General features: G+C 64.9%; 24 protein-coding genes. 14 read left to right on the top strand and 10 right to left on the bottom strand.

The features are described from left to right. Positions 1-6 precede the first annotated feature (6 nt). Together glcE and glcF are read left to right on the top strand one after the other, a co-directional pair. Positions 7-1,071, top strand: coding sequence for a glycolate oxidase subunit GlcE (gene glcE / locus G3574_RS10195; RefSeq protein WP_163962679.1), 1,065 nt, complete (start codon positions 7-9; stop codon positions 1,069-1,071). Continuing rightward, positions 1,072-2,298, top strand: a complete 1,227-nt coding sequence (glcF, locus tag G3574_RS10190; RefSeq protein ID WP_163962677.1) for a glycolate oxidase subunit GlcF — start codon at positions 1,072-1,074, stop codon at positions 2,296-2,298. Here glcF and G3574_RS10185 read toward each other — a convergent pair. Further along, positions 2,255-2,920, bottom strand: a complete 666-nt coding sequence (locus G3574_RS10185) for a GNAT family N-acetyltransferase (protein WP_163962673.1) — start codon at positions 2,918-2,920, stop codon at positions 2,255-2,257. The genes glcF and G3574_RS10185 overlap by 44 nt on opposite strands. Positions 2,921-3,211: 291 nt before the next feature. Between G3574_RS10185 and G3574_RS10180 the strand changes: the two genes are divergently transcribed. Both G3574_RS10180 and G3574_RS10175 read left to right on the top strand, forming a co-directional pair. Beyond that, complete coding sequence (locus tag G3574_RS10180) at positions 3,212-4,441, top strand: sensor domain-containing phosphodiesterase (RefSeq protein WP_163962670.1); 1,230 nt, start codon at positions 3,212-3,214, stop codon at positions 4,439-4,441. A gap of 294 nt (positions 4,442-4,735) precedes the next feature. Then, a complete protein-coding gene (locus G3574_RS10175) occupies positions 4,736-6,235 on the top strand; it encodes a hypothetical protein (protein ID WP_163962667.1) in 1,500 nt (499 codons plus the stop codon). A gap of 22 nt (positions 6,236-6,257) precedes the next feature. On the opposite strand, the gene G3574_RS10170 is transcribed toward G3574_RS10175, so the two are convergent. The 3 genes from G3574_RS10170 to G3574_RS10160 all read right to left on the bottom strand — a co-directional run bounded on the left by G3574_RS10170 (position 6,258) and on the right by G3574_RS10160 (position 9,084). Then, complete coding sequence (locus tag G3574_RS10170; RefSeq protein ID WP_163962665.1) at positions 6,258-6,743, bottom strand: glutathione peroxidase; 486 nt, start codon at positions 6,741-6,743, stop codon at positions 6,258-6,260. Beyond that, positions 6,740-7,876: a PilT/PilU family type 4a pilus ATPase gene (locus G3574_RS10165; protein ID WP_163962663.1), complete on the bottom strand. Its 1,137-nt coding sequence runs from the start codon at positions 7,874-7,876 to the stop codon at positions 6,740-6,742. Before G3574_RS10165 ends, G3574_RS10170 begins: the two co-directional genes overlap by 4 nt. 164 nt (positions 7,877-8,040) lie before the next feature. Further along, a complete protein-coding gene (locus G3574_RS10160) occupies positions 8,041-9,084 on the bottom strand; it encodes a type IV pilus twitching motility protein PilT (RefSeq protein WP_163962661.1) in 1,044 nt (347 codons plus the stop codon). A 102-nt stretch (positions 9,085-9,186) separates the two neighbouring features. Between G3574_RS10160 and G3574_RS10155 the strand changes: the two genes are divergently transcribed. Beyond that, entirely contained in the window at positions 9,187-9,891 is a 705-nt protein-coding gene (locus G3574_RS10155) for a YggS family pyridoxal phosphate-dependent enzyme (RefSeq protein ID WP_163962659.1), read from the top strand. Continuing rightward, on the top strand, positions 9,881-10,705 hold the full coding sequence (gene proC, locus G3574_RS10150) for a pyrroline-5-carboxylate reductase (RefSeq protein WP_163962657.1): 825 nt from the start codon (positions 9,881-9,883) through the stop codon (positions 10,703-10,705). The genes G3574_RS10155 and proC overlap by 11 nt, the downstream gene beginning before the upstream one ends. Before the next feature lie 29 nt (positions 10,706-10,734). Here proC and G3574_RS10145 read toward each other — a convergent pair whose 3' ends face one another. The 4 genes from G3574_RS10145 to ubiA all read right to left on the bottom strand — a co-directional run bounded on the left by G3574_RS10145 (position 10,735) and on the right by ubiA (position 12,716). Beyond that, the gene (locus G3574_RS10145) at positions 10,735-11,052 is read right to left on the bottom strand and encodes a YqjK family protein (RefSeq protein ID WP_163962655.1); all 318 of its coding nucleotides are present in this window, start codon (positions 11,050-11,052) and stop codon (positions 10,735-10,737) included. Positions 11,053-11,056: 4 nt separating this feature from the next. Then, positions 11,057-11,422: a phage holin family protein gene (locus G3574_RS10140; protein WP_163962653.1), complete on the bottom strand. Its 366-nt coding sequence runs from the start codon at positions 11,420-11,422 to the stop codon at positions 11,057-11,059. Further along, on the bottom strand, positions 11,423-11,743 hold the full coding sequence (locus G3574_RS10135; protein WP_163962650.1) for a DUF883 family protein: 321 nt from the start codon (positions 11,741-11,743) through the stop codon (positions 11,423-11,425). A gap of 106 nt (positions 11,744-11,849) precedes the next feature. Beyond that, on the bottom strand, positions 11,850-12,716 hold the full coding sequence (ubiA, locus tag G3574_RS10130; protein WP_163962648.1) for a 4-hydroxybenzoate octaprenyltransferase: 867 nt from the start codon (positions 12,714-12,716) through the stop codon (positions 11,850-11,852). Between the two features lie 220 nt (positions 12,717-12,936). Here ubiA and ugpB point away from each other — a divergent pair, with 220 nt between their 5' ends. The 4 genes from ugpB to G3574_RS10110 all read left to right on the top strand — a co-directional run bounded on the left by ugpB (position 12,937) and on the right by G3574_RS10110 (position 17,389). After that, positions 12,937-14,247: a sn-glycerol-3-phosphate ABC transporter substrate-binding protein UgpB gene (gene ugpB, locus G3574_RS10125; RefSeq protein WP_163962646.1), complete on the top strand. Its 1,311-nt coding sequence runs from the start codon at positions 12,937-12,939 to the stop codon at positions 14,245-14,247. Between the two features lie 277 nt (positions 14,248-14,524). Further along, a complete protein-coding gene (gene ugpA / locus G3574_RS10120) occupies positions 14,525-15,409 on the top strand; it encodes a sn-glycerol-3-phosphate ABC transporter permease UgpA (protein WP_163962644.1) in 885 nt (294 codons plus the stop codon). 9 nt (positions 15,410-15,418) lie between these two features. Then, positions 15,419-16,270 carry a sn-glycerol-3-phosphate ABC transporter permease UgpE gene (gene ugpE, locus G3574_RS10115; protein ID WP_163962642.1) on the top strand — a complete coding sequence of 284 codons (852 nt, stop codon included), beginning with the start codon at positions 15,419-15,421 and terminating at the stop codon, positions 16,268-16,270. A gap of 48 nt (positions 16,271-16,318) precedes the next feature. Further along, positions 16,319-17,389 carry a sn-glycerol-3-phosphate import ATP-binding protein UgpC gene (locus tag G3574_RS10110; RefSeq protein ID WP_163962640.1) on the top strand — a complete coding sequence of 357 codons (1,071 nt, stop codon included), beginning with the start codon at positions 16,319-16,321 and terminating at the stop codon, positions 17,387-17,389. Positions 17,390-17,977: 588 nt separating this feature from the next. Here the strand turns inward: G3574_RS10110 and G3574_RS10105 are convergent. Both G3574_RS10105 and recG read right to left on the bottom strand, forming a co-directional pair. Next, entirely contained in the window at positions 17,978-18,925 is a 948-nt protein-coding gene (locus tag G3574_RS10105; RefSeq protein ID WP_163962638.1) for a hydrogen peroxide-inducible genes activator, read from the bottom strand. Positions 18,926-19,025: 100 nt separating this feature from the next. Continuing rightward, positions 19,026-21,143, bottom strand: a complete 2,118-nt coding sequence (gene recG, locus G3574_RS10100; RefSeq protein WP_163962636.1) for an ATP-dependent DNA helicase RecG — start codon at positions 21,141-21,143, stop codon at positions 19,026-19,028. Between the two features lie 227 nt (positions 21,144-21,370). Between recG and queA the strand changes: the two genes are divergently transcribed. From queA to secD, 4 genes are all read left to right on the top strand, one after another. Continuing rightward, positions 21,371-22,393: a tRNA preQ1(34) S-adenosylmethionine ribosyltransferase-isomerase QueA gene (queA, locus tag G3574_RS10095; RefSeq protein WP_163962634.1), complete on the top strand. Its 1,023-nt coding sequence runs from the start codon at positions 21,371-21,373 to the stop codon at positions 22,391-22,393. After that, complete coding sequence (gene tgt / locus G3574_RS10090; protein WP_163962632.1) at positions 22,387-23,514, top strand: tRNA guanosine(34) transglycosylase Tgt; 1,128 nt, start codon at positions 22,387-22,389, stop codon at positions 23,512-23,514. The genes queA and tgt overlap by 7 nt, the downstream gene beginning before the upstream one ends. Positions 23,515-23,710: 196 nt before the next feature. Beyond that, positions 23,711-23,977: a preprotein translocase subunit YajC gene (yajC, locus tag G3574_RS10085; protein ID WP_235953284.1), complete on the top strand. Its 267-nt coding sequence runs from the start codon at positions 23,711-23,713 to the stop codon at positions 23,975-23,977. A 73-nt stretch (positions 23,978-24,050) separates the two neighbouring features. After that, positions 24,051-25,910 (top strand): protein translocase subunit SecD, encoded by a 1,860-nt coding sequence (gene secD, locus G3574_RS10080; protein ID WP_163962627.1) that lies wholly within the window; start codon positions 24,051-24,053, stop codon positions 25,908-25,910. The last annotated feature ends 17 nt before the right edge of the window (positions 25,911-25,927 follow it).

The raw sequence follows: 25,927 nt of genomic DNA, 5'->3' as shown, positions 1-25,927 counted from the left end.
AACAACATGGAACAAGTCGTACAGGATTTCCGCGCCCGCATCCTCGCCGCCTCGGCGGACAGGACGCCGTTGCGCATCGTCGGCGGCGGCACCAAGGACTGGTATGGCCAGGAGCTGCGCGGCGAGACGCTCGATACCCGTGCCTACCAGGGCATCGTTGCCTACGATCCCACCGAGCTGGTCATTACCGCCCGCTGCGGCACGCCGCTGGCCGAAGTCGAAGCCGCGCTCGCGGAACACCGCCAGATGCTGGCCTTCGAGCCGCCGCGCTTCGGCCCCGCTTCCACCATCGGCGGCGTGGTGGCGGCCGGGCTCTCCGGCCCGCGCCGGCTCGCGGTCGGCTCGGCGCGCGACTTCGTGCTCGGCGTCACGCTCATGGACGGCCGCGGCGAGCTGCTGCGCTTCGGCGGCCAGGTGATGAAGAACGTCGCCGGCTATGACGTCTCGCGCGTGCTTGCCGGCTCGCTTGGCACGCTTGGCCTGATGCTGGACCTGTCCATCAAGGTCCTGCCGCGGCCGCTGCATGAAACCACGGTGCGCTTCGAGATGGACGAGGCCAAGGCCATCGAGCAGCTCAACCGCTGGGGCGGCCAGCCCTTGCCGGTTTCCGCCACCGCCTGGTTCGGCGGCGTGCTCATCGTGCGCCTCTCCGGCGCCCAGGCGGCGGTGCAGAGCGCCCTGCAAAAGATGGGCGGCGAGGAAGAGCCCGAGGCGGGTGCGTTCTGGGAGGAACTGCGCGACCACCGTAATGCCTTCCTCGACGCGCAATCCGGCGGCCAGCCGCTGTGGCGCGTCTCGGTGGCCCCGGTCGCCAAGCCGCTGGGGCTGCCGGGCGAACAGCTGATCGAGTGGGGCGGGGCGCAGCGCTGGCTGCGCACGGACGCCGGCCCGCAGGCCGTCCGCGAGGCCGCGCGCCGCGCCGATGGCCATGCCGCCCTGTTCCAGGGCGACAAGTCGGCGGGCGTGTTCCATCCGCTCGCGCCGGCGGTCGCCGCCATCCATCAACGACTCAAATCCAATTTCGATCCGGCGGGAATCTTCAATCCCGGACGGATGTACGCCGAGTTCTAAATGCAAACCAATCTCGCTGACTTCATCAAGGACACGCCGGAAGGCAAGGAAGCCGATGCCATCCTGCGCAAGTGCGTGCACTGCGGCTTCTGCACCGCCACCTGTCCGACCTACCAGCTGCTGGGCGACGAGCTCGACGGCCCGCGCGGCCGCATCTATCTCATGAAGCAGGTGCTCGAAGGCAAGCCGGCCACGCAAAAGACGCAGCTGCACCTCGACCGCTGCCTGACCTGCCGCAATTGCGAAACCACCTGTCCCTCGGGCGTGCGCTATGGCCGCCTGGTGGACATCGGCCGCAAGATCGTGGACGACCAGGTGCCGCGCTCATTCTCCGACCGCATGCTGCGCAGCACGCTCAAGGAAACCCTGCCGCGCAAGTGGCTCTTCAAGCCGGCGATGAAGACCGGCCAGTCGCTGCGCGGCCTGCTGCCGGCGGTGCTGAAGAACAAGGTGCCGGCGAAGCAGCCCTCCGGCGCCTGGCCGGCGCGCCAGCATGCCCGCAAGATGCTCCTGCTCGACGGCTGCGTGCAGCCGTCCATGTCCCCCAACATCAATGCCGCCACCGCCCGCGTGCTCGACGCGCTCGGCGTGCAGCTCATCGTGGCGCCCAAGGAAGGCTGCTGCGGCGCGATCCGCTACCACATGAATGACCAGGAAGGCGGGCTCGACGACATGCGGCGCAACGTCGATGCCTGGTGGCCCTACGTGGAAGCCGGCGTCGAAGCCGTGGTGATGACCGCATCGGGTTGCGGCGTGACGGTGAAGGAATACGGCCACCTGCTGGCGCACGATCCGAAATACGCCGAGCGGGCGGCGCACATTTCCGCGCTCACCAAGGACCTCAGCGAGATCATGCCGGCATTCGAGGCAGAGCTGGCGAAAACCATGGCCGGCCGCATCAAGCAGCGCGTCAGCTACCATCCGCCGTGCACGCTGCAGCACGGCCAGCAGATCCGCGGCAAGGTCGAAGGCGTATTGCGCGCCATCGGCGTCGACGTGCAGCTATGCACCGAAAGCCACCTCTGCTGCGGCTCGGCGGGCACCTACTCGGTGCTGCATCCCGACATCGCCTATGCGCTGCGCGACCGCAAGCTCGCCCAGCTTGAGGCGACCCGGCCGGATGTCATCGTATCCGCCAACATCGGCTGCATCACCCACCTGCAGTCGGGCACCGGCACGGCGGTCAGGCACTGGATCGAACTCGTGGATCAGGCGCTGGCCACCTGACCGGCGCTCCGGCCGGGCGCAGCCGCGATTGCTGCATGGCCGCCCCGGTGGTGGTGGCTGTCAGTATGTCGCGGCGCGCCTCCCATTCGCCCCGCAGCAGGCCGTACAGGCTGGCGTCCGAGACCTCGCCGCGCAGGTTCCAGCGTTCGCGCAGCAGACCCTCCTGATGAAAGCCCAGGCGTGCCAGCAGGCCCGCCGAACTGGCGTTGCGCACGTCGATCTCCGCTTCGAGGCGGCGCAGCCGCAAGTCGCCGAAGGCGCGGTCGATGAAGGCCGTCATCGCTTCCCGCATGTAACCCCTTCCCCAGTAGGCCCTTGCCAGGGCGTAGCCGATCTCGGCGCGTGCATTGTCGCGCTCGAGATGAAAAAGGAAGCAGTTGCCGATCACCCGGCCGTCGCGTTCGGCGACGACGAAGCAGAAGGTGTTTCCCTGCTCCTGCAGCCTGAGCATGCTGCCCATCCAGCCTTCCGCATCATGCATCGAGCGCCAGGAAGGGAAGGGCAGGTAGCGGGTGACCTGGTCATCGGCATTCACGCGCACCAGCGCCGGCAGGTCGCGGGCCGTCATGGGCCGGATGCGCAGGCGCGGCGTTTCGATTTCGGGAAAGAAGGGGGCTTGCATAGGCTGTCCTGGACAGGCGAACGATGACTGTCGATGTGGCTGGCGGCTCGTGACCGGCGCGCAGCTTGCGGGATGGCCGGAACCCGGCGCAAGGCGGCATCACGAGGACATGGCGGTGAGTGACGGCCGGCGCGGCGGGGTTCGTGCCTTGTATCCGCCCGAACCCTAATATTTGCGGCGAGGCAGCTAATGATTGGAGAGACGCGGTTGCGAAGCGCGCATGTTCGTCCCCGGGACTGAACCTTTGGAAGGCCCTGCCTTCATACAAAAAGCACAACGACGATCTCGGTCATGGCTCTTTCGGATCTTCTTAAACAAAGTCTTGCCGGCAACGGTTTCGCGTCCGGCGCATCGCTTCCCCAGTTGCTCTCGGCCATTCGCCAGCACCTCGAAATGGATGTCGCTTTCGTGGCGGAATTCTTCGAGGGACGGCGCGTGTTCCGGCACGTGGATCCGGCGGACCCGGGCAACCCGATCCAGGCCGGCGCCGGCGATCCGCTCGAGGAAACCTACTGCATGCGCGTGGCCGAGGGCCGCCTGCCGCAACTGATGCGGGACGCCAAGGATTACCCCGCCGCCGCCGAACTGCCGGTGACCTTTTCCTTGCCGGTGGGCGCGCACCTGAGCGTGCCGATCCGGCTTTCGGACGGCAGCCTGTACGGCACCTTCTGCTGCTTCAGCCATCATGCCGACCAGACCCTCGACCAGCGCGACCACAACATGATGAAGGTGTTCGCCGACGTCGCGGCGCAGTTCATCGAATCGGAGCAGAAGCGCGACCGGGGACATCGCCAGATCGCGCAGCGCATTCGTACCGTGCTCGACGAGGATGGCCTGTCGATGGTGTACCAGCCGATCTATGACGTGCCGTCGGACCGCGTCGTCGGATTTGAGGCGCTCTCCCGCTTCCCGTCGCGCTCCGAGGGCGAGGCGCAGCGCCCGCCGGACCTCTGGTTCAGCGACGCGCGCGAGGCCGGACTCGGCTGGGAACTGGAGGAGCGCGCCATCCAGCGCGGGCTGGCAGCCCTGGATGCCTTGCCCGCCGACGTCTTCGTCTCGGCAAACATCTCGCCGGAATACATCCTCGAAGGCGCGCTCGACGAGGTCTTCAGCGACCGCGTGCTCGAACGCGTGGTGCTGGAGATCACGGAGCATGCCGCCGTCGAACACTACGACCGCCTGGCCACGCTGATGGCTCCCTTTCGACGACGCGGACTGCGCATCGCGGTGGATGACGCCGGGGCCGGCTATGCCAGCTTCCGCCACATCCTCAATCTCGCTCCCGACCGCATCAAGCTCGACATCAGCCTGACGCGCGACATCGACCGCGACGGCGCGCGCCGGGCCCTGGCGGCCGCGTTCTCGCGCTTTTCCGAGGTGACCGGCACCTCGATCGTGGCAGAGGGCGTGGAAACGCTATCCGAACTGCGCACCCTCCTCGACATCGGCGTCTCGACGGTGCAGGGCTTCTACATCGGGCGTCCGGAAGGGCTGCCCGAGGCGGTGGCGCGCTGCCGCTGACGCGCTCGCCGAGGCGGTCACTGAAATTGCCACTGAACTTGCCACTGAGGACCGGCAACCGGCGCCTTCCTTCCTGCAACGTTGCATGGCGACTTGTCACTTTAGCCATGTCAATGCAGAAACAGGAGCGCCACCATGTTGCCCACGGTAAAAGACCTCCCGGGCCGGATACATTACGTCTACCCGCCTCCGGTCCCGGTCCCTGGCCCGGTGCAGGGACCGAGCATCAGCAACCGCCAGCCGACATCCGGCCAGCCGGGCCTTCTCGGCGCCCGGCTTCAGCGATCGCGGAAAATGCAGCCGCGCCTGCTGCAGCCGGAACTGCCGCGCATCAGCGAACGCTCTCCGGAAATCGCGCAGTACGTCCGCCGGAAGATCAACGAGATGAGCTTCCTCACGAACCGCCTCCAGGAACTGCTGGTCGATCCCGAACCCGGCTCCCGCCGCTTCCGGCAAGATGCCAAGCGCCTGTCGGCGCAGATCATGACGCTGCTCCAACAGCTCGGCCTGGAGGAGCGGTTCGGCGGCGTGGGCCGGTCATGCCCGGCAAGGCGCGCCATCCGCCACCAGCTCATGCTGCTCCACAAGCTGAAGCGGGCATACGCAGCGGCAATCGCCAACGAGACCTACAACCTGCCTGCTGATGACAGGGACGGCGCACGTCCTGACCAGGTCCTGAGCGTCCCCCTCCCGGACGACCTGGCTGCCATGACGGCTCCGTGGAAGTCGCTTGATGACGGGCAGGGCAAGCGCATCGGCAGGCAGGCGATCGGCCGCCTGCTCGCGCTCAGGCAGCGCGACGGCGACCTGAATGCCCGGTTCCAGGCACTGCGGGCGGAGCAGGCCGGACGCTTCACCCCGCAATTCGACGAGCATCATCGGCTGCACGGAATCCGGGTTGTAACCCGGGTCGATGGCGTCGAGGACGAATTCCTGCTTGGGCTGACGAACAGGGAGGCGATCCGCGCGGCGGCCCAGCCAGGCAGATGGCAGCGGCTGCGTTCCTGGCTGGGAAAGCGGCTGGGCACGGCGAACGAAAGCGCGGATGCCCTCGCCGCGCCGCCGCCCGCTGCGCCTTCCCCCGGCCGGGCCGGCTTCGACGGCGGCGCGCGCCCCGAAAGCCCCAGCCTCATCCTGCGCGGCAATCGACGACCCGCGATCCTGCAAGAGCGGGCACTTATCGAACTGTTGAAGGACGAGCACCTGCCAAGTCGTCCCAATCCCTCGCTCGGATTGCGCGAACCGCGCTTCGCCGCGGTGGACTATGCGCTCGCGCGCCAATACCGCCGGATGTATGCGCTGTATTCCGACCTGATGGCATGCCGGCGCTCCCAGCTGGAATGCACGGCGGAGGGGTTGCGCCGGTATCGGTCGCAGTGCCGGGAATTCACGAGATTCATGAACGCATACGGGTATTCGCTGCGTGAAAGCTTCTTCACGCTGCCTCATGAAAAACGGGTGGCGAATGGCGAGAGGCTGGACCGCTTTCGGGAGAACGACATGCGATTCCAGGCAAGGCAGAAATGGGAGAGCATGGCCGCGGCGCTACGCCGCGAATTGAATTTCATCGCCGACGCGCGTTTCAGCCAGAACTTCAGCACTGGCGGCATCGTGGATTGCTACGACACGGACGGCCGCCTGGTCCATCTGCAATTCAACAAGGAATGGAAGCTGCCCGACGCGATGACCGGCGAGAAGGAAAGGAAAGCCGCGCACGCGGCATGGAAACCGGTTCCGGGTCTGCAGCCCGGCGAACCGCGCCTGAATCTGCTCAAGCTCTTGAACGAGGAGTGAATGACGTCCCCGACCCGGGCGCCTATTGCGCCAGCAGCTTGTCGATGTCCTTCATCAGTTCCTTGGGTTCGGTCTGCGGCGCGTAGCGCTTGTAGACCGAACCATCCTTGCCGACGAGGAACTTGGTGAAGTTCCACTTGATGGCTTTCGAGCCCATCAGGCCGGGAGCTTCCTGCTTCAGGTGATTGAACAGGGGATGGGCATGGTCGCCGTTGACGTCGATCTTGTCGAACAGCGGAAAGCTCACGCCGTAGTTCTTTTCGCAGAAGGCGCCGATCTCAGGCGCGCTGCCCGGTTCCTGGCCGCCGAACTGGTTGCAGGGAAAGCCGAGCACTTCCACGCCCTTGTCCTTGAACTGCCGGTAGACCTCTTCCAGCCCCTTGTACTGCGGCGTGAAGCCGCATTCGCTGGCAGTGTTCACGATCAGCAGGACCTTGCCCTGGAACTGCTTCAGGTCGATGTCCTTGCCGTCCAGGCCCTTGGCCTTGAAGTCATACACGCTCGTCATACGATCCCCAGATGTTCGGTGCCCCTGCTCAGGTCGCGGTTCTTCGCGTCCTTGCTGTTGAGCTTGATGGCGAGGCGCAGGTCATTGACCGAATCGGCGTTGCGCAACGCGTCCTCGTAGCTGATCTTGCCGCACTCGTGCAGGTCGAACAGGGCCTGGTCGAAGGTCTGCATGCCCAGTTCGCGCGATTTCTTCATGATCTCCTTGATCTCGTGCACCTCGCCCTTGAAGATGAGGTCGGAGATCAATGGCGAATTTAGCATGACTTCCACCGCGGCGCAGCGGCCCTTGGTGTCTTTCAGGGGGATCAGGCGCTGCGAGATCATGGCCTTGAGGTTGAGCGACAGGTCCATCAACAGCTGGCCGCGCCGTTCCTCCGGGAAAAAGTTGATGATGCGGTCCAGCGCCTGGTTCGCGCTGTTGGCGTGCAGGGTCGCGAGGCAGAGGTGGCCGGTCTCGGCGAACGACACCGCATAGTCCATCGTTTCCCGGTCGCGGATTTCGCCGATCAGGATCACGTCCGGCGCCTGGCGCAGCGTGTTCTTCAGCGCGGCGAACCAGTCGGCGGTATCGACGCCCACTTCGCGCTGGGTGATGATGCAGTTCTTGTGCGGATGCACGTACTCCACCGGATCCTCGATGGTGATGATGTGGCCATAGCTGTTTTCGTTGCGGTAGCCGATCATGCCGGCCAGCGTGGTCGACTTGCCGGAACCGGTCGCGCCCACCATGATGACGAGGCCGCGCTTGGTCATGACCACTTCCTTGAGCACTTCCGGCACGCCCAGGTCTTCCAGCCGGGGAATGGCGGTGGTGATCGTGCGCAGCACCATGCCGACCTTGCCCTGCTGCACGAAGGCGGAGACGCGGAAGCGCCCCAGGCCGCCGGGGCTGATCGCGAAGTTGCATTCCTTGGTGGCCTCGAATTCCGCCGCCTGCTTGTCGTTCATGATCGCGCGCGCGAGTTCGACGGTGTGCTGGCCCGACAGCGGCTGGTTGGAGACCGGCGTCATCTTGCCGTCGATCTTGAAGGCCGGCGGAAAGTCGGCGGTGATGAACAGATCGGAGCCGTTCTTGCCGAGCATCAGCCGCAGCAGGTCGTGCATGAATTTCGTGGCTTGATCGCGTTCCATGTGGATGTCCTTTTGTATCGTTGAATCTCTGCCCTGCAACCCGTTATTTCCGCGCTCTACCTGTCATTCCCGCGAAGGCAGGAATCCCATTTCAACCAGACGAGGGAAGGCAAAAATGGGATTCCTGCCTTCGCGGGAATGACAAGCCAGTGCGCGATTCCGCCTCAACCCGGGAAGTTTTCCGGAATCTTCGCGGCGGCGCGCGCCACCGAGGGCGCAATCACGTTGCGGCGAACAAGGTCGGTGAGGTTCTGGTCGAGGGTCTGCATGCCGACGTTGCTGCCGGTCTGGATCGCGGAATACATCTGCGCGATCTTCGCTTCGCGGATCAGGTTGCGGATCGCGGGCGTGCCGAGCATGATTTCGTGCGCCGCGACGCGGCCGGCGCCATCCTTGGTCTTGAGCAGGGTCTGGGAAATGACGGCCTGCAGGGATTCGGACAGCATCGCGCGCACCATTTCCTTTTCCTCGGCGGGGAAGACGTCGACGATACGGTCGATGGTCTTGGCGGCGGAAGAGGTGTGCAGGGTGCCGAACACCAGGTGGCCGGTCTCGGCGGCGGTGAGCGCGAGGCGGATGGTTTCAAGGTCGCGCAATTCGCCAACCAGGATGGCGTCCGGGTCTTCGCGCAACGCCGAACGCAGCGCGTTCTGGAACGACATGGTATGCGGGCCCACCTCGCGCTGGTTAATCAGGCACTTCTTCGATTCATGCACGAATTCGATCGGGTCTTCCACCGTCAGGATGTGACCGTACTCGGTTTCGTTGAGATGGTTGATCATCGCCGCCAGCGTGGTCGACTTACCCGAGCCGGTCGGACCGGTGACCAGCACCAGGCCGCGCGGCTTCAGGGCCAGGTCGGCGAAGATCTTGGGCGTGTTGAGCTGCTCGAGGGTGAGCACCTTGGAAGGAATCGTGCGCAGCACCGCGGCCGCGCCGCGATCCTGGTTGAACGCATTGACCCGGAAGCGGGCCAGGCCGGGAATCGCGAAGGAAAAATCGCACTCCAGCGACTCTTCATACGCCTTGCGCTGGCCGTCGTTCATGATGTCATAGATCATGCCGTGCACGTCGCGGTGTTCCAGCGGCGGCACGTTGATGCGGCGCACGTCGCCATGCACGCGGATCATCGGCGGCAGGCCGGAAGAGAGGTGCAAGTCGGAGGCTTTGTTCTTGACGGAGAAGGCGAGAAGTTCGGAGATGTCCATTGATGATCCTAGGGGCTGGCATAATCACCAGGCTGGCGTTTGTGGCATGACACATGCACAATACCGGCCGGCGTGCCCAATGTTGCCTGAAGTAAACTGATTATGGTCTCAATCTCCCAGAACTTGCAAGCCGTGCGTCAGCGCATCGACGCTGCCGCCGCCTCGGCGTTGCGCGCGCCACAAAGCGTATCGTTGCTGGCGGTGTCCAAGACCTTCGGCGCCGACGCGGTGATCGCTGCCGCGCAGGCCGGACAGCGCGCCTTCGGCGAAAACTATCTGCAGGAAGCGCTCGACAAGATGGCCGCGGTGCGCGCCGCGCATCCCGGCCTGTTGCTCGAATGGCATTTCATCGGACCGATACAGAGCAACAAGACCCGCCCCATCGCCGAGAATTTCGACTGGGTGCATTCGGTCGACCGCGAAAAGATCGCGCAGCGCCTGAACGACCAGCGCCCCGCCGACCTGCCGCCCCTGAACGTCTGCCTGCAGGTGAACATTTCCGGCGAGGACAGCAAGAGCGGCGCCGCGCCGGGCGACGTGCCCGAGCTTGCCCGGCGCATCTCGGTCATGCCCCGTCTGCGGCTGCGCGGGCTCATGACCATTCCCGAACCCGCCGACGACCCGCAGGAGCAGCGCGTGCCGCTGCGCCGCCTGCGTGAATTGCAGACCCTGCTGCAGGACCAGGGACTCAACCTGGACACGCTCTCGATGGGCATGTCTTCCGATCTCGAAGCCGCGGTTGCCGAAGGCGCCACCATCGTGCGCATCGGCACCGCCATTTTTGGACATCGTCACTATGCAACCTGAACTGAAGATCGCTTTCATCGGCGGCGGCAACATGGCCGGCGCCCTCATCGGCGGACTGGCCGGCAAGCTTACCGCCGGCGCGAACATCCACGTGGTGGATCCCAACGCCGACGCGCTGCGCCGGCTGGAAACGCAATTCGGCGTGACCACCGCGCCGCAGATCGACGACGCGCTGGCCCGTGCCGACGTGGTGGTGCTGTCGGTCAAGCCGCAGCAGATGAAGGACGTGGCGGCCCAGCTCAAGCCGCACGTCGCATCGCAACTCATCCTCTCGATCGCCGCCGGCATCCGCGCGGTCGACCTGTCGCGCTGGCTCAACGGACATCGCGCCATCGTGCGCACCATGCCCAACACGCCGGCGCTCATCGGCCAGGGGATCACCGGCATGGTGGCCACCGATGGCGTGTCGGACAGCCAGCGCGCCGCGGCCGACGCCATCCTGCGCGCGGTCGGCAAGACGGTCTGGCTCGACGACGAAACCCTCATCGATCCCGTCACCGCCGTGTCGGGCAGCGGTCCGGCCTACGTGTTTTATTTCATCGAGGCGATGCAGCAGGCAGCGCAGGAAATGGGCCTGAGCGCGGAGCAGGGCAACCAGCTCGCCATCGCCACCTTCACCGGCGCGGCGCAGCTCGCGACGCAGTCGGACGAGCCGGTGTCGCTGCTGCGGGAAAGGGTGACGTCGAAGGGAGGCACGACCTACGCTGCACTGACCAGCATGGAAGCGAGCGGCGTGAAGGAAGCCATCGTCAAGGCGCTGAAGGCCGCGGCCGCGCGCGGCAAGGAACTGGGAGAAGAATTCGGCCGTGATTGACGGCCGGTGCTGGAAGCTGGCGCGGTAGATTACTCCAGGCGCCGTTGCGCCTCGCCGACGATGCGCATCACGGCCGGTGACCACTGCCGCCATGCCCGCAAGCCGGTCGTTCCCAGGCGCAGCGCGGCGGACAGGCGCTTCGGCCGGATGATCGCCAGTCCCGCCACGGCCGCCGCGATCCATCCCGGATGGCGGCGCACGCGGTCGACGATGCGGACGCCGGTTTCCGCCGCCTGCAGGGTGTAGGCGAGCGGCACGGCCTGCTGCAGCAGGTCCTCGCGCTGCATGGCGCATTCCACCAGCAGCATCTGCCGTTTCCGGGCGAGGTAAAGGGCGCGTTCGTTCATGGCATCACGCCGGGGGCTGGAGCAGTTCGGCGTCGCGCCCGAGTTCGCCGACGGTGTGGGCGAGCAGCTTGGGCTGGTGCGCCATGCGCACGCGCGCCTGCCGGGCCAGCAGGAAACCCGCCACGGCGAACAGCAGGGTCAGCACCGATAGCACAACCACGCGGCTGGATTCCCAGAACGTCACGATCAGCAGCAGCGTGCCCATCACGATCGCCAGTCCGGCGAAGAACATCGCCGCCAGGGTCAGCACCAGGGTGCCGAAATAGCGCAGCGAATGTTCCTCGACCTCGGTGGCCGCCAGTTCGACGCGGGTCTGAAGCGAGGCGAGCACCGTTGCGGCGAACTGCGCCGCGGCATCCGCAATCGCCATTTATCTGCGTCCCAGCATCAAGCCGATCAGCAGTCCCGCCGCGGCACCGATGCCGACCGCCTGCCAGGGGTTCTGCTGGACATACTCGTCCGCCTGCGAAATGGCTTCGCGGCCGCTGTCCATGACCTGCTGCTCGAGGTCGGACAAGCCGTCGCGCGCCGTGCTGATGGTGCTTTCGAATCGGGCGCGCGCGTTCTGGTATGTGTCGCCGGCCTGCGAGCCGCTGCTGCGCAGCAAGTCTTCCGCGTCCTTGATGATCAGCTTCAGGTCGCTCATCAGCCGGTCGCGCACGCTGCCGGCTTCCTGGTCCATTGATGCCATGGTGTTCTCCATCCTTTGTCATGAGGTGGATCCAGTGTAAGCAGAGGGCGGCGGGCGTGTTTGCGGCCCCTCAAGGCGACGCCGGGGCGAATTCCGCCAAGCGCAATCAGGCTGCGCCGCGGCCGAGCGCGTAGTCGAGCGCGATGCCGGCGAAGACCGCGGCGCCGAGCCAGTTGTTGTGCAGGAAGGCGGCGAAGCAGCGCATGCGGTCGCGTTCGCGGATCAGGGTGTAGTGGTACCAGGCGCAGCCGGCCGCCACCGCCATGCCGGCCAGGAACCAGCCGCGCAAGCCGTATTGCCATCCGACGAGCAGGGTGATGGCGAAGCTCGCCGCATAGCAGGTCATGACCGCCGCCACGTCGTGCCGGCCGAATGTGATGGCGGAAGTCTTGATGCCGATCCTCAGGTCGTCGTCGCGGTCCACCATGGCGTATTCGGTGTCGTAGGCGACGGCCCAGAAGATGTTGCCCAGCAGGAGCAGCCATGCGGCCGGGGGCACGGCCTCCTGCACCGCCGCGAAGGCCATCGGGATGCCGAAGCCGAAGGCGATGCCGAGGTAGGCCTGGGGAATGGCAAAGAAGCGCTTGAAGTAGGGGTAGGAGGCGGCAATCAGGAGCGCTGCAACGGACAGTTCCTTGGTGATCGCATTGAGCGGGAGGATCAGCGCGAAGGAAACGATCGCCAGCACGGCAGCCACCATGACCGCTTCCCAGCCGCGGATGCGGCCGCTCGTGAGAGGGCGCTCGGCTGTGCGCTTTACATGGCGGTCGAAGTCGCGGTCGGCGTAGTCGTTGATGGCGCAGCCGGCGGAGCGCATCAGCACCGTGCCTAGCGTGAAGATGAACACCAGCATGGGATCGGGCCTGCCCGCCGAGGCCAGCCAGAGCGCCGACAGCGTCGGCCAGAGCAGCAGCAGAATGCCGATCGGCTTGTCGAGCCGGACCAGGCGGATGTAGAGGGAGAGTCGATTCATGGAAGATGAACAAAACATTCGGGTAACGCATGACGCTATGGCAAGACTAGCGCTACACTTACGCGCCTGCCAGGCCATCGCCGAATTCCGGCACCCGCTGCGTCACGCCGCTTTTTTGCGCTGCAAAATCGAATTATAAGCGGTCGATGTGGCCTTTCAGTTATCGTAACAATACCGACATTTACAACATATAAAATCGGAAATTTTTGGAGACGACCCCATGCGCATTCCCTTCAAGCCCCTGCTTGCTTCCCTGGCGCTCGCCGCCACCGCTTCGTCGGCCCACGCGGTCACTGAAATCACCTGGTGGCACGCCATGACCGGCGCCCTCGGCGAGCGCGTCGCCGGCCTCGCCGACCAGTTCAACAAGAGCCAGAGCGACTACAAGGTCACGCCCGTGTTCAAGGGCAGCTACGACGAGGCGATGGCCGCCGCGATCGCCGCCTACCGCGCCGGCAACGCGCCGCACATCCTGCAGGTGTTCGAAGTCGGCACCGCCACCATGATGTATTCCAAAGGGGCGATCGTTCCCGTCACCGAGGTCATGAAGACCGCTGGTGAAAAATTCGACTCTTCCGTGTACATCCCGGCGGTCGCGGGCTATTACACTTCGCCCAAGGGCGACATGGTGTCCTTCCCGTTCAACAGCTCGACCACCGTGTTCTACTACAACAAGGACATGTTCACGAAGGCCGGCCTCAATCCCGACAAGCCGCCGGTCACCTGGCAGGAAGTCGTTGCCGCCGCCGCCAAGCTGAAGGCCAGCGGCGAGAAATGCCCCTTCACCACCGGCTGGCAATCCTGGACCCAGCTCGAGAGCTTCTCCGCCTGGCATAACGTCGAGTTCGCGTCCAAGAACAACGGCTTCGGCGGCCTCGACGCGCGCCTGAAGTTCAACAGCCCGCTGCACGTGAAGCACATCGAAAACCTGGCGAACTGGGCCAAGCAGGGCTACTTCGTCTATGCCGGCCGCAAGAACGAGCCGGAGGCGAAGTTCTATTCCGGCGAGTGCGCCATGCTGACCTCGTCGAGCTCGGCCTACGCCAACATCGCGAAGAACGCCAAGTTCAAGTTTGCCGTCGCCACCCTGCCTTACTACAACGACGTGCAGGGCGCGCCGCAGAACACAATCATCGGCGGCGCCTCCCTCTGGGCCATGGCCGGAAAGAAGCCCGACGAGTACAAGGGCGTGGCTAAGTTCTACAAGTTCCTGTCCCAGCCGGAAGTCCAGGCCAAGTGGCACCAGGAGACCGGCTACCTGCCGATCACCAACGCCGCCTATGAGCTGACCAAGAAATCGGGTTTCTACGAGAAGACCCCGGGTCCGCAGATCGCGGTGCAGCAAATGATCGTCAAGACCACCGACAAGTCCCGCGGCATCCGCCTCGGCAGCTTCGTGCAGATCCGCACCATCATCGACGAAGAGCTCGAAACCGTGTGGAACGGCAAGAAGACGGCGAAGGAAGCCCTCGACGCGGCGGTCAAGCGCGGCGACGAACTGCTGGTGAAATTCGAGAAGGCCAACAAGTAAGCGGGTGTGGCGCCACGCAGGCAATTGCGCTCAACGCTATTGCCTGCTTGCATCCTTCGCTTTATCCTTTGTCATCCCGTCGCGGGGCGCTGCATCGTGATGGGATCCCCGCCTGCGCGGGAATGACGGCGTTGATGGCGGCGAGAACCCCATCCCCTGTCATCCCCGCGCAGGCGGGGATCCCATTTCCATGCCTCGCCCCGCGCGGCAACGACCAGGCATCCGGCGGCCAAAAGCCGCACGCATGCCATGACTTCCAACGCTATCATCCAATCACATGGAAAAACGCGCCCGCTTCAAGTCCGCCTGGCTGCCCTACGCGCTGGTTGCCCCGCAGATCATCGTGACCTTGCTGTTCTTCTTCTGGCCGGCGGCCCAGGCGCTGTACCAGTCGGTCCTGATCCAGGATTCCTTCGGCACTTCCTCGCAATTCGTCTGGTTCGACAACTTCAAGGACTTGTTCGCCGACGCGGGTTACCTCGAATCCTTCAAGACCACGGCCATGTTTTCCGTGATGGTGGCCTTTTTCGGCCTCTCGCTCTCGCTCATCCTCGCCGTGTTCGCCGACCGGGTGGTGCGCGGCTCGGCGGTGTACAAGACCTTCCTCATCTGGCCCTATGCCGTGTCGCCGGTGGTGGTCGGCGTGCTCTGGATGTTCCTGCTCAATCCGACGCTGGGCATCCTCGCGCATGGCCTGCGCCACCTCGGCATCGAGTGGAACAACCTGCTCAATGGCACGCACGCGATGATCCTGATCGTCATGGCGGCCATCTGGAAGCAGATCAGCTACAACTTCCTGTTCTTCCTGGCCGGCCTGCAGGCGATTCCGAAGTCCCTCATCGAAGCCGCCGCCATCGATGGCGCGGGCCCGGTGCGGCGCTTCTTCACCATCGTCTTCCCGCTGCTGTCGCCGACCACCTTCTTCCTGCTGGTCATCAACATCGTCTATTCCTTCTTCGACACCTTCGCCATCATCGAAGCCACCACCCACGGCGGCCCCGGCAAGGAAACAGAGATCCTGGTCTACAAGGTGTTCACCGACGGCTTCCGCGGCGGCGACCTCGGCAGTTCGGCGGCGCAGTCGGTGGTGCTGATGGCCATCGTGGTCGCGCTGACGGTGGTGCAATTCAAGTATGTCGAACGCAAGGTCCAGTATTCGTGAGGAATGGCCATGATTGAAAGAAGACCCATCCTTGACCTGATCAGTCACCTGGTGCTGATCCTCGGCGTCGCCATCGTCGCCTTTCCGATCTACGTTGCCTTCGTCGCCAGCACGCAGACGCCGGAGCAGGCCAACGCCGCGCCGCTGTCCCTGATTCCCGGCACGCAGTTCATCGAGAACTACTCCGCCGTCATCGTCCAGGGCGCTTCCGGCAATGCTGCCGTGCCGCCGGTGGCGCGCATGATGTGGGTGAGCCTGGTGTCGGCGCTGGCGATCGCCATCGGCAAGATCGCCATCTCCATGCTGTCGGCCTTCGCCATCGTCTACTTCCGCTTTCCGGCGCGCTCGCTGTTCTTCTGGATGATCTTCGTGACGCTGATGCTGCCGGTGGAGGTGCGCATCACGCCGACCTACAAGGTGGTGTCCGACCTCGGCATGCTCAACAGCTACGCCGGCCTGACGATTCCGCTGATCGCCTCTGCCACCGCGACCTTCCTGTTCCGGCAATTCTTCCTCACCGTTCCCGAGGAGCTGGCGGAGGCGGCGCGCATCGACGGCGCGGGACCGCTGCGCTTCTTCAAGGACGTGCTCTGGCCGCTGTCGCGCACCAACGTCATCGCGCTCTTCGTCATCATGTTCATCTACGGCTGGAACCAGTACCTCTGGCCGCTGCTGGTGTCGACCGAGCTTGCCATGTACCCCATCGGCATCGGCATCAAGACCATGATCGCCGGCGGCGACGCGGCGATCGAATGGAACATGGTCATGGCCACGCTGATCCTGGCGATGCTGCCGCCCGGGCTGGTGGTGGTGATCATGCAGCGGTGGTTCATCAAGGGTCTGGTCGATTCCGAAAAATAAGCCGCCGGCCCGGCGCGCGCACAGGCAACGAAGACAGGTAAGGCATTCATGGCACAAGTCCATCTCAAGAACATCACCAAGACCTACGGCAAGGGCCCCAAGGCGGTCGAGGTCATACACGGCATTTCCATGGACATCGCCGACGGCGAATTCATCGTCATGGTCGGTCCCTCGGGCTGCGGCAAATCCACGCTGCTGCGCATGGTCGCCGGGCTGGAGGAAGTCACCGGCGGCGACATCGTGATCGGCGACCGGGTCGTCAACCAGCTCGAACCCAAGGACCGCGACATCGCCATGGTGTTCCAGAACTATGCGCTGTATCCGCACATGAGCGTGTACGAAAACATGGCCTACGGCCTGAAGATCCGCGGCTTTTCCAAGGCGGACATCGACACGCGTGTACAGAAGGCGGCCCGGATCCTCGAACTCGGCGCGCTGCTGCAGCGCACGCCGCGCCAGCTATCCGGCGGCCAGCGGCAACGCGTGGCCATGGGACGAGCCATCGTGCGCGAGCCGGCGGTGTTCCTGTTCGACGAGCCCCTGTCCAACCTCGACGCCAAGCTGCGGGTGCAGATGCGCCTCGAGATCCAGAAGATGCATCGCGCGCTCGGCACCACCAGCCTGTACGTGACGCACGACCAGGTCGAGGCGATGACGCTGGGCCAGCGCATGATCGTCATGAACGCCGGACGCGCCGAGCAGATCGGCACGCCGGCCGAAGTCTATGGCCGGCCGGCCACGACCTTCGTGGCCAGCTTCATCGGTTCGCCGCCTATGAACCTGCTGCGCGGCCGCGTCGGCGGCGACGGCGCGCGCTTCGACGCCAGCGGCGCGGAGATCATGCTGCCCGCGCTGCATACCGCCCTGGCCGGCAAGGAATGCATCCTGGGCGTGCGGCCGGAGCACCTGGTGCTGGGACGAAGCGGAATGAACATGCGGGTGGAAATGGTCGAGGCGCTCGGCGCGGACGTGCTGGTGCATGGTGATGTCGGCGGACAGGGCGTGGTGATTCGGGCGCCGGCGGGCGTGAACGTCGAGGCGGGGGAGAATGTCAGCGCCGGCTTCGATGCGGGGACGGTGCATTGGTTTGATGCGGAGACGACGAAGCGGATGGATTGAGGGGATGCCGTTCTCTGCCGCAGTAAGTACCTGAAAAGCATTCGATGACTCGACCTCCTTCCGCATCGGCATGACTCGAGTTTGTCCCGACGACGCGGAGCACGGCGCCGCAGGAAAGTCAGCACCTCCTCCTGTTCAAGCCCCCTCCGCCCTGTCCCCTCCCTTTCAAGGGGAGGGCTAGGGTGGGGATGGGTTTCGGTCGTGCTTAAAGAACAGTATTTATTTCGCTGATCATTTCAACGCTGTCCTTTGCTCGCGTCGGAAACCCATCCCCACCCCAACCCTCCCCTTGAAAGGGAGGGAGCCTGGCAGTCAGGGCGCGGGTGTAGTGGCCATAGCGGTCGCCTCAGTTCATCATTCGCCGTCACGCGATGCCGAAGGCGAGCCTACGGTGTCCCTTTCGGGTACGCCGCAGGGGCGACGGCAGGAGGGCGCTTTTCTTTGGTTCGTTTCGTGGGGCCCACCAAGGGGGCGAGTCCAAAGAAACGAACTGGCCCGCGGGGGCCAGTCCCGGCAAGCTCCCGCGGAGTGGGAACCGCAACCGGTTCACCGGAGAAAAACAACAATGGGATTCCCGCCCCCACACCCTCAACTCTCCGCGATCTCCGCTTCCTCAAGCATCTCCACTCCATGGAGATCACACCCAAACACCGCATCCCGCACGGCATTGATCGCCGGCCGCCGGGTAAAGCTCTTGCGCCAGGCGATCACCACCCGGCGCGACGGGCCGTCGCCCTTGAACGGCAGGTAGCGCAGCATGCCATCCTGCGCATCCATGTCCGGCACCGAGGCCTTGGGCAGCACGGTGATGCCGATGCCGGACGCCACCATGTGGCGGATCGTTTCCAGCGAGGAGCCTTCGAAGGTCCGGGCGATGCCGTCGCCGCTGGTCGAGAAGCGCGCCATCTCCGGGCAGACTTCCAGCACCTGGTCGCGGAAACAGTGGCCGTTGCCGAGCAGGAGCATGGTTTCGGATTTCAGTTCTTCCGCATCGACCGCGTCGCGCTTGGCCCAGGGATGGGTCCTGGGCACGGCGACCACGAAAGGCTCGTCGTACAGCGGCTGCACCATCAATCCCTGGTCGGCGAAGGGCAGGGCCATGATGGCGGCGTCGAGTTCGCCCTGGCGCAGCAGCTCGATCAGCTTGACGGTGAAGTTTTCCTGCAGCACCAGCGGCATCTGCGGCGTCCGCTCGATCATGGTCTTGACTAGGGGCGGCAGGAGGTAGGGGGCGACGGTGTAGATCACGCCGAGGCGCAGCGGTCCGGCCAGCGGGTCCTTGTTCTGCTTGGCGATTTCCTTGATCGCGGCGGTCTGCTCGAGTACGCGTTCGGCCTGGGTCACGATCTGTGCGCCGATCGGCGTCATGGAGATCTCTGTGCCGCCGCGTTCGAAGATGGTCACGCCGAGTTCGTCCTCGAGCTTCTTGATGGCGACCGACAGCGTGGGCTGCGCCACGAAGCAGGCTTCTGCCGCGTGGCCGAAATGTTTTTCGCGGGCAACGGCGACGATGTATTTCAGTTCGGTCAGAGTCATGCGTTTCCTTGCTGGCAGAGCAATCGCCGGGCGGCGTCCGATAGGTCAAGTATAAGGGGAGTCGTCCGGGGAAGTCAGGATGGAAGAGGGTGGATCCGCCTCATACCTTCAGGAATTCTTCCCGGCCGCCAAGCCAGCGCGCAAGATGGGCGTCGACCGTCGCCGGATCCGTGCGCAGCAGGGCTTGCGCGACCTCGCGGGCGCTGTCCACCAGCCATTGATCGGTCTGCAGGTCGGCGAAACGCAGCATGGCCTCGCCCGACTGGCGCGCGCCGAGAAATTCGCCCGGGCCGCGGATATCCAGGTCGCGCCGGGCGATCTCGAAGCCGTCTGTGGTTTCGCGCATCGTCATCAGCCGCTGCTTCGCGACCGGGCCGAGGGGAGATTGGTAGAGCAGCAGGCAGACGCTCGCGGCGGAGCCCCGTCCTACCCGGCCGCGCAGCTGGTGCAGCTGCGACAGGCCAAAGCGTTCGGCGTGCTCGATCACCATCAGGGATGCGTTGGGCACGTCGACGCCGACCTCGATCACCGTCGTCGCCACCAGCACATGCGTGTCGCCGCGGATGAAGGCATCCATGACCATCTGTTTTTCCGCCGGCTTCATGCGGCCGTGCACGAGGCCGACTTTCAAATCCGGCAAGGCTGCGCTCAGGGCGAGGTGGGTATCGGTCGCGGTCTGCAACTGCAATGCCTCCGATTCCTCGATCAGAGGACAGACCCAGTACACCTGCCTGCCTTCGAGCGCGGCGGCATGCACCCGGGCAATGACTTCGTCGCGCCGGTTCTGGTCGATGACGCGGGTGACAATGGGCGTGCGGCCCGGCGGCAATTCGTCGATGACCGACACCTCGAGGTCGGCGTAGTAAGTCATGGCCAGCGTGCGGGGAATCGGCGTGGCCGACATCATGAGCTGGTGCGGAACGGCATTGCCTTCCTGGCCCTTGTTGCGCAGCGCCAGGCGCTGGCCGACGCCGAAGCGATGCTGCTCATCAACGATCACGAGGCCGAGCCGCTCGAATTCCACGCCCTCCTGGATGAGCGCATGGGTGCCGATCACCAGGCGCGCCTCGCCGGAAGTGATGTCGGCCTGCGCTTCCGTCTTTTCCTTCTTGCGCAGGCTGCCGGTCAGCCAGGCGACGCGCACGCCCAAGGGTTCCATCCAGGTGGCGATCTTGCGGAAATGCTGTTCGGCAAGGATTTCGGTAGGCGCCATCAGGGCTGCCTGATAGCCGCTGTCGATCGCCTGCGCCGCGGCAAGCGCTGCGACCACGGTCTTGCCGCTGCCGACGTCGCCCTGCAACAGCCGCTGCATCGGAAAGGATTGTCGCAGGTCGCCGCGGATTTCCTCCAGCACGCGCTGCTGGGCCGGCGTCAGCTGGAATGGCAGGGCGGCAAGGAAGGACGTGGACAATTCGCCAACCACCGGCAGCGCCGCCGCGCCCTTGGATCGGCGAGCCTCCTGCGCCCGCTTGAGCGACAGCTGCTGCGCCAGGAGTTCGTCGAATTTCATGCGGGTCCAGGCGGGATGGGTGCGCTCCATCAGCGCATGTTCATCCACGTCGGGCGGCGGATTGTGCAGCAGCCTGACGGATGCATCGAAGGCTTGCAGTTGCAGGCTGTCGCGCAGTGTCGCAGGCAAGGTGTCGCGCCAGTCGACGCGCGTCATCGCATTGGCGATGGCCTTGCGCAGGAAGGCCTGCGACAAGCCTTCGCCGGCGGGATAGACCGGCGTGAGCGAGCTCGGCAGCGGCGCGCCTTCCTCGACCGGCTTGTAGGTGGGATGGACCATTTCAATGCCGAAAAAGCCATGCCGCACCTCGCCGCGCGCCCGGATGCGCGTGCCCTCCGCGAGCTGCTTGAGCTGGCTGCCGTAGAAATTCAGGAAGCGCAGCACCAGCGAACCGGAATCGTCGGCAATGGTGACGACCAGCTGCCGGCGCGGCCGGTACTGGACGTCGCATTCCGTCACCACGCCCTCCACCTGCGACGGCGCGCCCGCCATGAAACCGGCGTCGCGGATCGGCACCACCTGGGTCTCGTCCTCGTAGCGCATCGGCAAGTGCAACACCAGGTCCATGTCGGTGCGCAGGCCGAGCTTGGCGAGCTTGCTCTGGGCGGTGGACGCCGCCTTTTTCGGTTTCGCGGCGGCCTTGCCTGACGCCGTCTGGTCGGGAGTGCCGGCGGCTGCTTTCCTGGCAAGGCTGTTCGATGCGGACATGTCTGGCGTTCGGGTCGGTAAAGTTCGCGGGAAGCGTTAAAATAGCGGGTTTGGCCCGCCGGACCGGCAGGTGCCATTGTAGGGCAACTCTGGCAAAACCACTGTATATCTTCACAGATATGTGGTCACAGTTTCAATCGTTTTCAATGCCTGCCTGAATGTTTGCCTCATTGTTTGCCTAGTGCTTGATCCGGTGGCTGCTTCAGCCGCCACGCCATCCCGAACCCATGTACTCGCTATCCGACTTCGATTTCGACCTGCCCGACGACCTGATCGCCCAGTTTCCCTTGCCGACGCGCAGCGCGTCGCGCCTGCTGGAGGTGGGACAACAGGCATTGCGCGACCGGGTCTTCACCGACATCGTCGATCTGCTGTCGCCCGGTGACCTGCTGGTGTTCAACGATACCCGGGTGCTGAAGGCGCGTTTCTTCGGCGTCAAGGAAACTGGCGGCAGGATCGAGGCGCTGGTGGAACGCGTGCTCGACCCGCGCACCGTGCTGGCCCAGGTCCGTGCCTCGAAGTCGCCTCCGCCCGGCACCCGCATCCGCCTCGCCGATGCCTTCGACGTCACCGTGGGCGAGCGCGCCGGCGAGTTCTTCACCCTGCATTTTCCGGGCGACGTGTTCAACCTGATCGACGCCCACGGCCGCCTGCCCCTGCCGCCCTATATCGAGCACGCCGCCGACCAGGTGGACGAACAGCGTTACCAGACCGTCTATGCGAAGGAACCCGGCGCGGTCGCCGCGCCCACCGCCGGCCTGCATTTCGACCAGCCGCTGCTCGATGCCCTGCAGGCAAGGGGTGTCGGCTTCGCCTATGTGACGCTGCACGTGGGCGCCGGCACCTTCCAGCCGGTGCGCACCGAGAACCTCGCCGAGCACAAGATGCACAGCGAGTGGTACACCATCTCCGACGACACCGTCGCCGCCGTGCGCGCCGCCAAGGCCGCCGGCAAGTCGGTGGTTGCCGTCGGCACCACCAGCATGCGCGCGCTCGAATCCGCCTCGCAGTCGGGCGCGCTGGCGGCCGGCAGCGACGACACTGAACTCTTCATCACCCCGGGCTACGTCTTCAAGACCGTGGACCGGCTGATCACCAACTTCCACCTGCCGAAGTCGACCCTGCTGATGCTGGTGTCGGCCTTCGCCGGGTATGACTCCATCCGCCGCGCCTATGCGCATGCGATCGCGCAGCGCTACCGCTTCTTCAGCTACGGCGACGCGATGCTACTGACCAATACCTCATGCTGAATTTCACCCTGCTGAAAACCGACGGCCTTGCCCGCCGCGGCCGCCTCGTCGTCAACCATGGCGTTATCGAGACGCCGATCTTCATGCCCGTCGGCACCTATGGCACCGTCAAGGCCATGTCGCCGCGCGAACTCGAGGAAATCGACGCACAGATCATCCTGGGCAACACTTTCCACCTGTGGCTGCGTCCCGGCCTCGACGTGGTCGGCAAGTTCGGCGGCCTGCACCGCTTCATGGGCTGGAACAAGCCCATCCTGACCGATTCCGGCGGATTCCAAGTGTTTTCGCTCGGCGCGATGCGCAAGATCACCGAGGAGGGCGTGAAGTTCGCCTCGCCGATCAATGGCGACAAGCTCTTCCTGTCGCCCGAGATTTCCATGCAGATCCAGAAGGTGCTGAATTCCGACATCGTCATGCAGTTCGACGAATGCACGCCCTATGAAATCAACGGCCGCCCGGCCACCGAGCAGGAAGCCGGCCAGTCCATGCGCATGTCGCTGCGCTGGGCGAAACGCTCGCGCAACGAATTCAATCAGGGCGAAAACCCGAATGCCCTGTTCGGCATCGTGCAGGGCGGCATGTTCGAGCGGCTGCGCGACGAATCCCTGGCCGGCCTGCAGGAGATCGGCTTCGAGGGCTATGCCATCGGCGGTCTGTCGGTGGGCGAGCCGAAGGAAGACATGATGCGGGTGCTCGAACACGTCGGCCCGCGCCTGCCGGCCGACAAGCCGCATTACCTCATGGGCGTCGGCACGCCCGAGGACCTGGTCGCCGGCGTGGCCAACGGCGTGGACATGTTCGATTGCGTGATGCCCACCCGCAACGCCCGGAATGGCTGGCTGTTCACCCGCTTCGGCGACGTCAAGATCAAGAACTCCCGCTACAAGGACGACGACAAGCCGCTCGACGAAAGCTGCGATTGCCATGCCTGCAAGAATTTCTCCCGGGCCTATCTCTACCACCTCCACCGGGCGGGCGAGATCTTGGGCGCGCGCCTCAACACCATCCACAACCTGCACTATTATTTGCAGCTCATGCGCGAGATCCGGGCGGCCATCGACGCCGGGGAATTCCAGTCCTTCGTGGCAAGGTTCAAGGCGGACCGGGAGCGCGGGGTATAGGCATGGATGGGCAGGAATAGGCAGGGCCGGATGCGCCCGCGCCGGTGGACGTTTTCGCAAGGCATGCATCATGGAACCTGCCCGTGAAACGCAATGCTAAAATGCCGGGTTGTTTCCATCCTCAACCCGGAGTCAAGCCGTGTTCATTTCCAATGCGTTCGCGCAAACCGCCGCAGGGGGCACAGACAATCCCCTGATGAGCTTCCTGCCCATCATCCTGATGTTCGTGGTGCTCTACTTCCTGATGATCCGTCCCCAGATGAAGCGCCAGAAAGAGCAAAAGAGCATGATGGAGGCGCTGGCCAAGGGCGACGAAGTCGTCACCGCCGGCGGCATGCTCGGCAAGGTCAGCAAGGTCGCGGACGCCTACGTCACCCTGGAAGTGGCCAACGGCACCGAAGTCGTCGTGCAGAAGGGAGCCATCTCCACGCTCCTGCCCAAGGGCACGCTGAAGTCGCTGTAAGCAGGCGCCATGGCGGGCGCGCCCGGCGCGCCCGGGCCAGTTTCCCGCCCCGCATCAACCACGCCAGAACACCATGAATCGCTATCCTCTCTGGAAATACATCATCATCGCCATCGCGCTGGTCTTCGGCGCGCTGTACACGGTGCCCAACTTCTTCGGCGAGGCCCCGGCCGTGCAGGTCAGCAGCGCCAAGGCGACGGTCAAGGTCGGTCCCGACATGGTCGACCGCGTGGCCCAGGCCTTGCAGAAGGGCGGCATCCAATCCAACGGCATCGTGTTCGACGGCGGCACCCACGGTTCGGTTCGTGCGCGTTTCGGCAACACCGATACCCAGTTCACCGCCAAGGCGCTGCTGGAAAAGGAACTCAACGCCGACCCGGCCGACCCGACCTACATCGTCGCCTTCAACCTCCTGTCCAACACGCCGAAGTGGCTGCAGGACCTGCATGCCCTGCCGATGTACCTCGGCCTGGACCTGCGCGGCGGCGTGCACTTCCTGATGCAGGTGGATACGAAAGCGGTGCTCAACAAGCGCATGCAGGGCTTGCAGAACAGCGTGCGCACCCTGCTGCGCGACAAGAACGTCCGCCATGCCGGCATCTCGCGCAACGGCGACAACATCGAGGTGCGCTTCCGCGACGCCGAGACCCGCGCCAAGGGCAAGGAAGTCCTGGCGTCCACGCTGGCCGAGATCAACCTGGCCGACGTCGATGACGTCAGCGAGCCGAAGCTGGTCGCTTCCATGAAGCCGACGGCCCTGAAGCAGACCCTCGAAGACGCGGTGGCGCAGAACATCACCACCCTGTCCAAGCGCGTCAACGAGCTCGGCGTGGCGGAGCCGGTCATCCAGCGCCAGGGCGCGGACCGCATCGTCGTGCAGCTGCCCGGCGTGCAGGACGTGTCCCGCGCCAAGGACATCATCGGCCGCACCGCCACCCTGGAAGTGCGCCTGGTCGACGAGACCGTGGCGCGCGGCACCGAGGAAAGCGCCACCATCCCCTTCGGCTCGGAACTGTTCAAGGTCGGCAAGGGCGCCCCGGTCGTGCTCTACAAGGACCCGATCATCACCGGCGACTACATCTCCAGCGCCACCGCCAGCTTCGACCAGAACCAGCAGCCCTCCGTCTCGATCGACCTCAACGGCGACGGCGGCCGCAAGATGCGCGACGCCACCCGCGAGCGCATCGGCAAGCTGATGGCCATCGTGTTGTTCGAGAAGGGCAAGGGCGAGGTGCTGACCGTGGCCACCATCCGCGACGAACTCGGCTCCCGCTTCCAGATCACCGGCATGGGCACCTCCGAGGCCGCGACCGACCTCGCGCTGCTGCTGCGCGCCGGCTCGCTGGCCGCGCCGATGGAAATCGTCGAGGAACGCACCATCGGCCCGCAGCTCGGCGCCGACAACATCCAGAAGGGCTTCAACTCCACGCTCTACGGCTTCGGCGCGATCGCGCTCTTCATGATGGCCTACTACATGCTTTTCGGCTTCTTCAGCGTGCTGGCGCTGGCGGTCAACCTGCTGCTGCTGGTTGCCCTGCTGTCGCTGCTGCAGGCCACGCTCAGCTTGCCCGGCATCGCCGCAATCGCACTGGCGCTGGGCATGGCGATCGACGCCAACGTGCTGATCAACGAGCGCATCCGCGAGGAACTGCGCAACGGTAATACGCCGCAGGCGGCCATTTCCGCCGGCTTCGAGCGAGCCTGGGCGACGATTCTCGACTCCAACGTCACCACCCTGATCGTCGGCCTCGCGCTGCTTATCTTCGGCTCCGGCCCGATCCGCGGCTTTGCCGTGGTCCACACGCTGGGCATCCTGACCTCGATCTTCTCCGCCGTCTTCGTGTCGCGCGGCGTGGTCAACCTCTGGTACGGACGCAAGAAGAAACTGGCCTCGGTCTCCATCGGCCAGATCTGGAAGCCGGGCCAAGCCTGAGCTGATTGAAAGGAAAC

It is taken from the genome of Noviherbaspirillum galbum (assembly GCF_010974945.1).
GTDB lineage: Bacteria > Pseudomonadota > Gammaproteobacteria > Burkholderiales > Burkholderiaceae_D > Noviherbaspirillum > Noviherbaspirillum galbum.
Note: the sequence above shows the minus strand (reverse complement) of the source record. Positions and strands in the feature narration are given on the sequence as shown.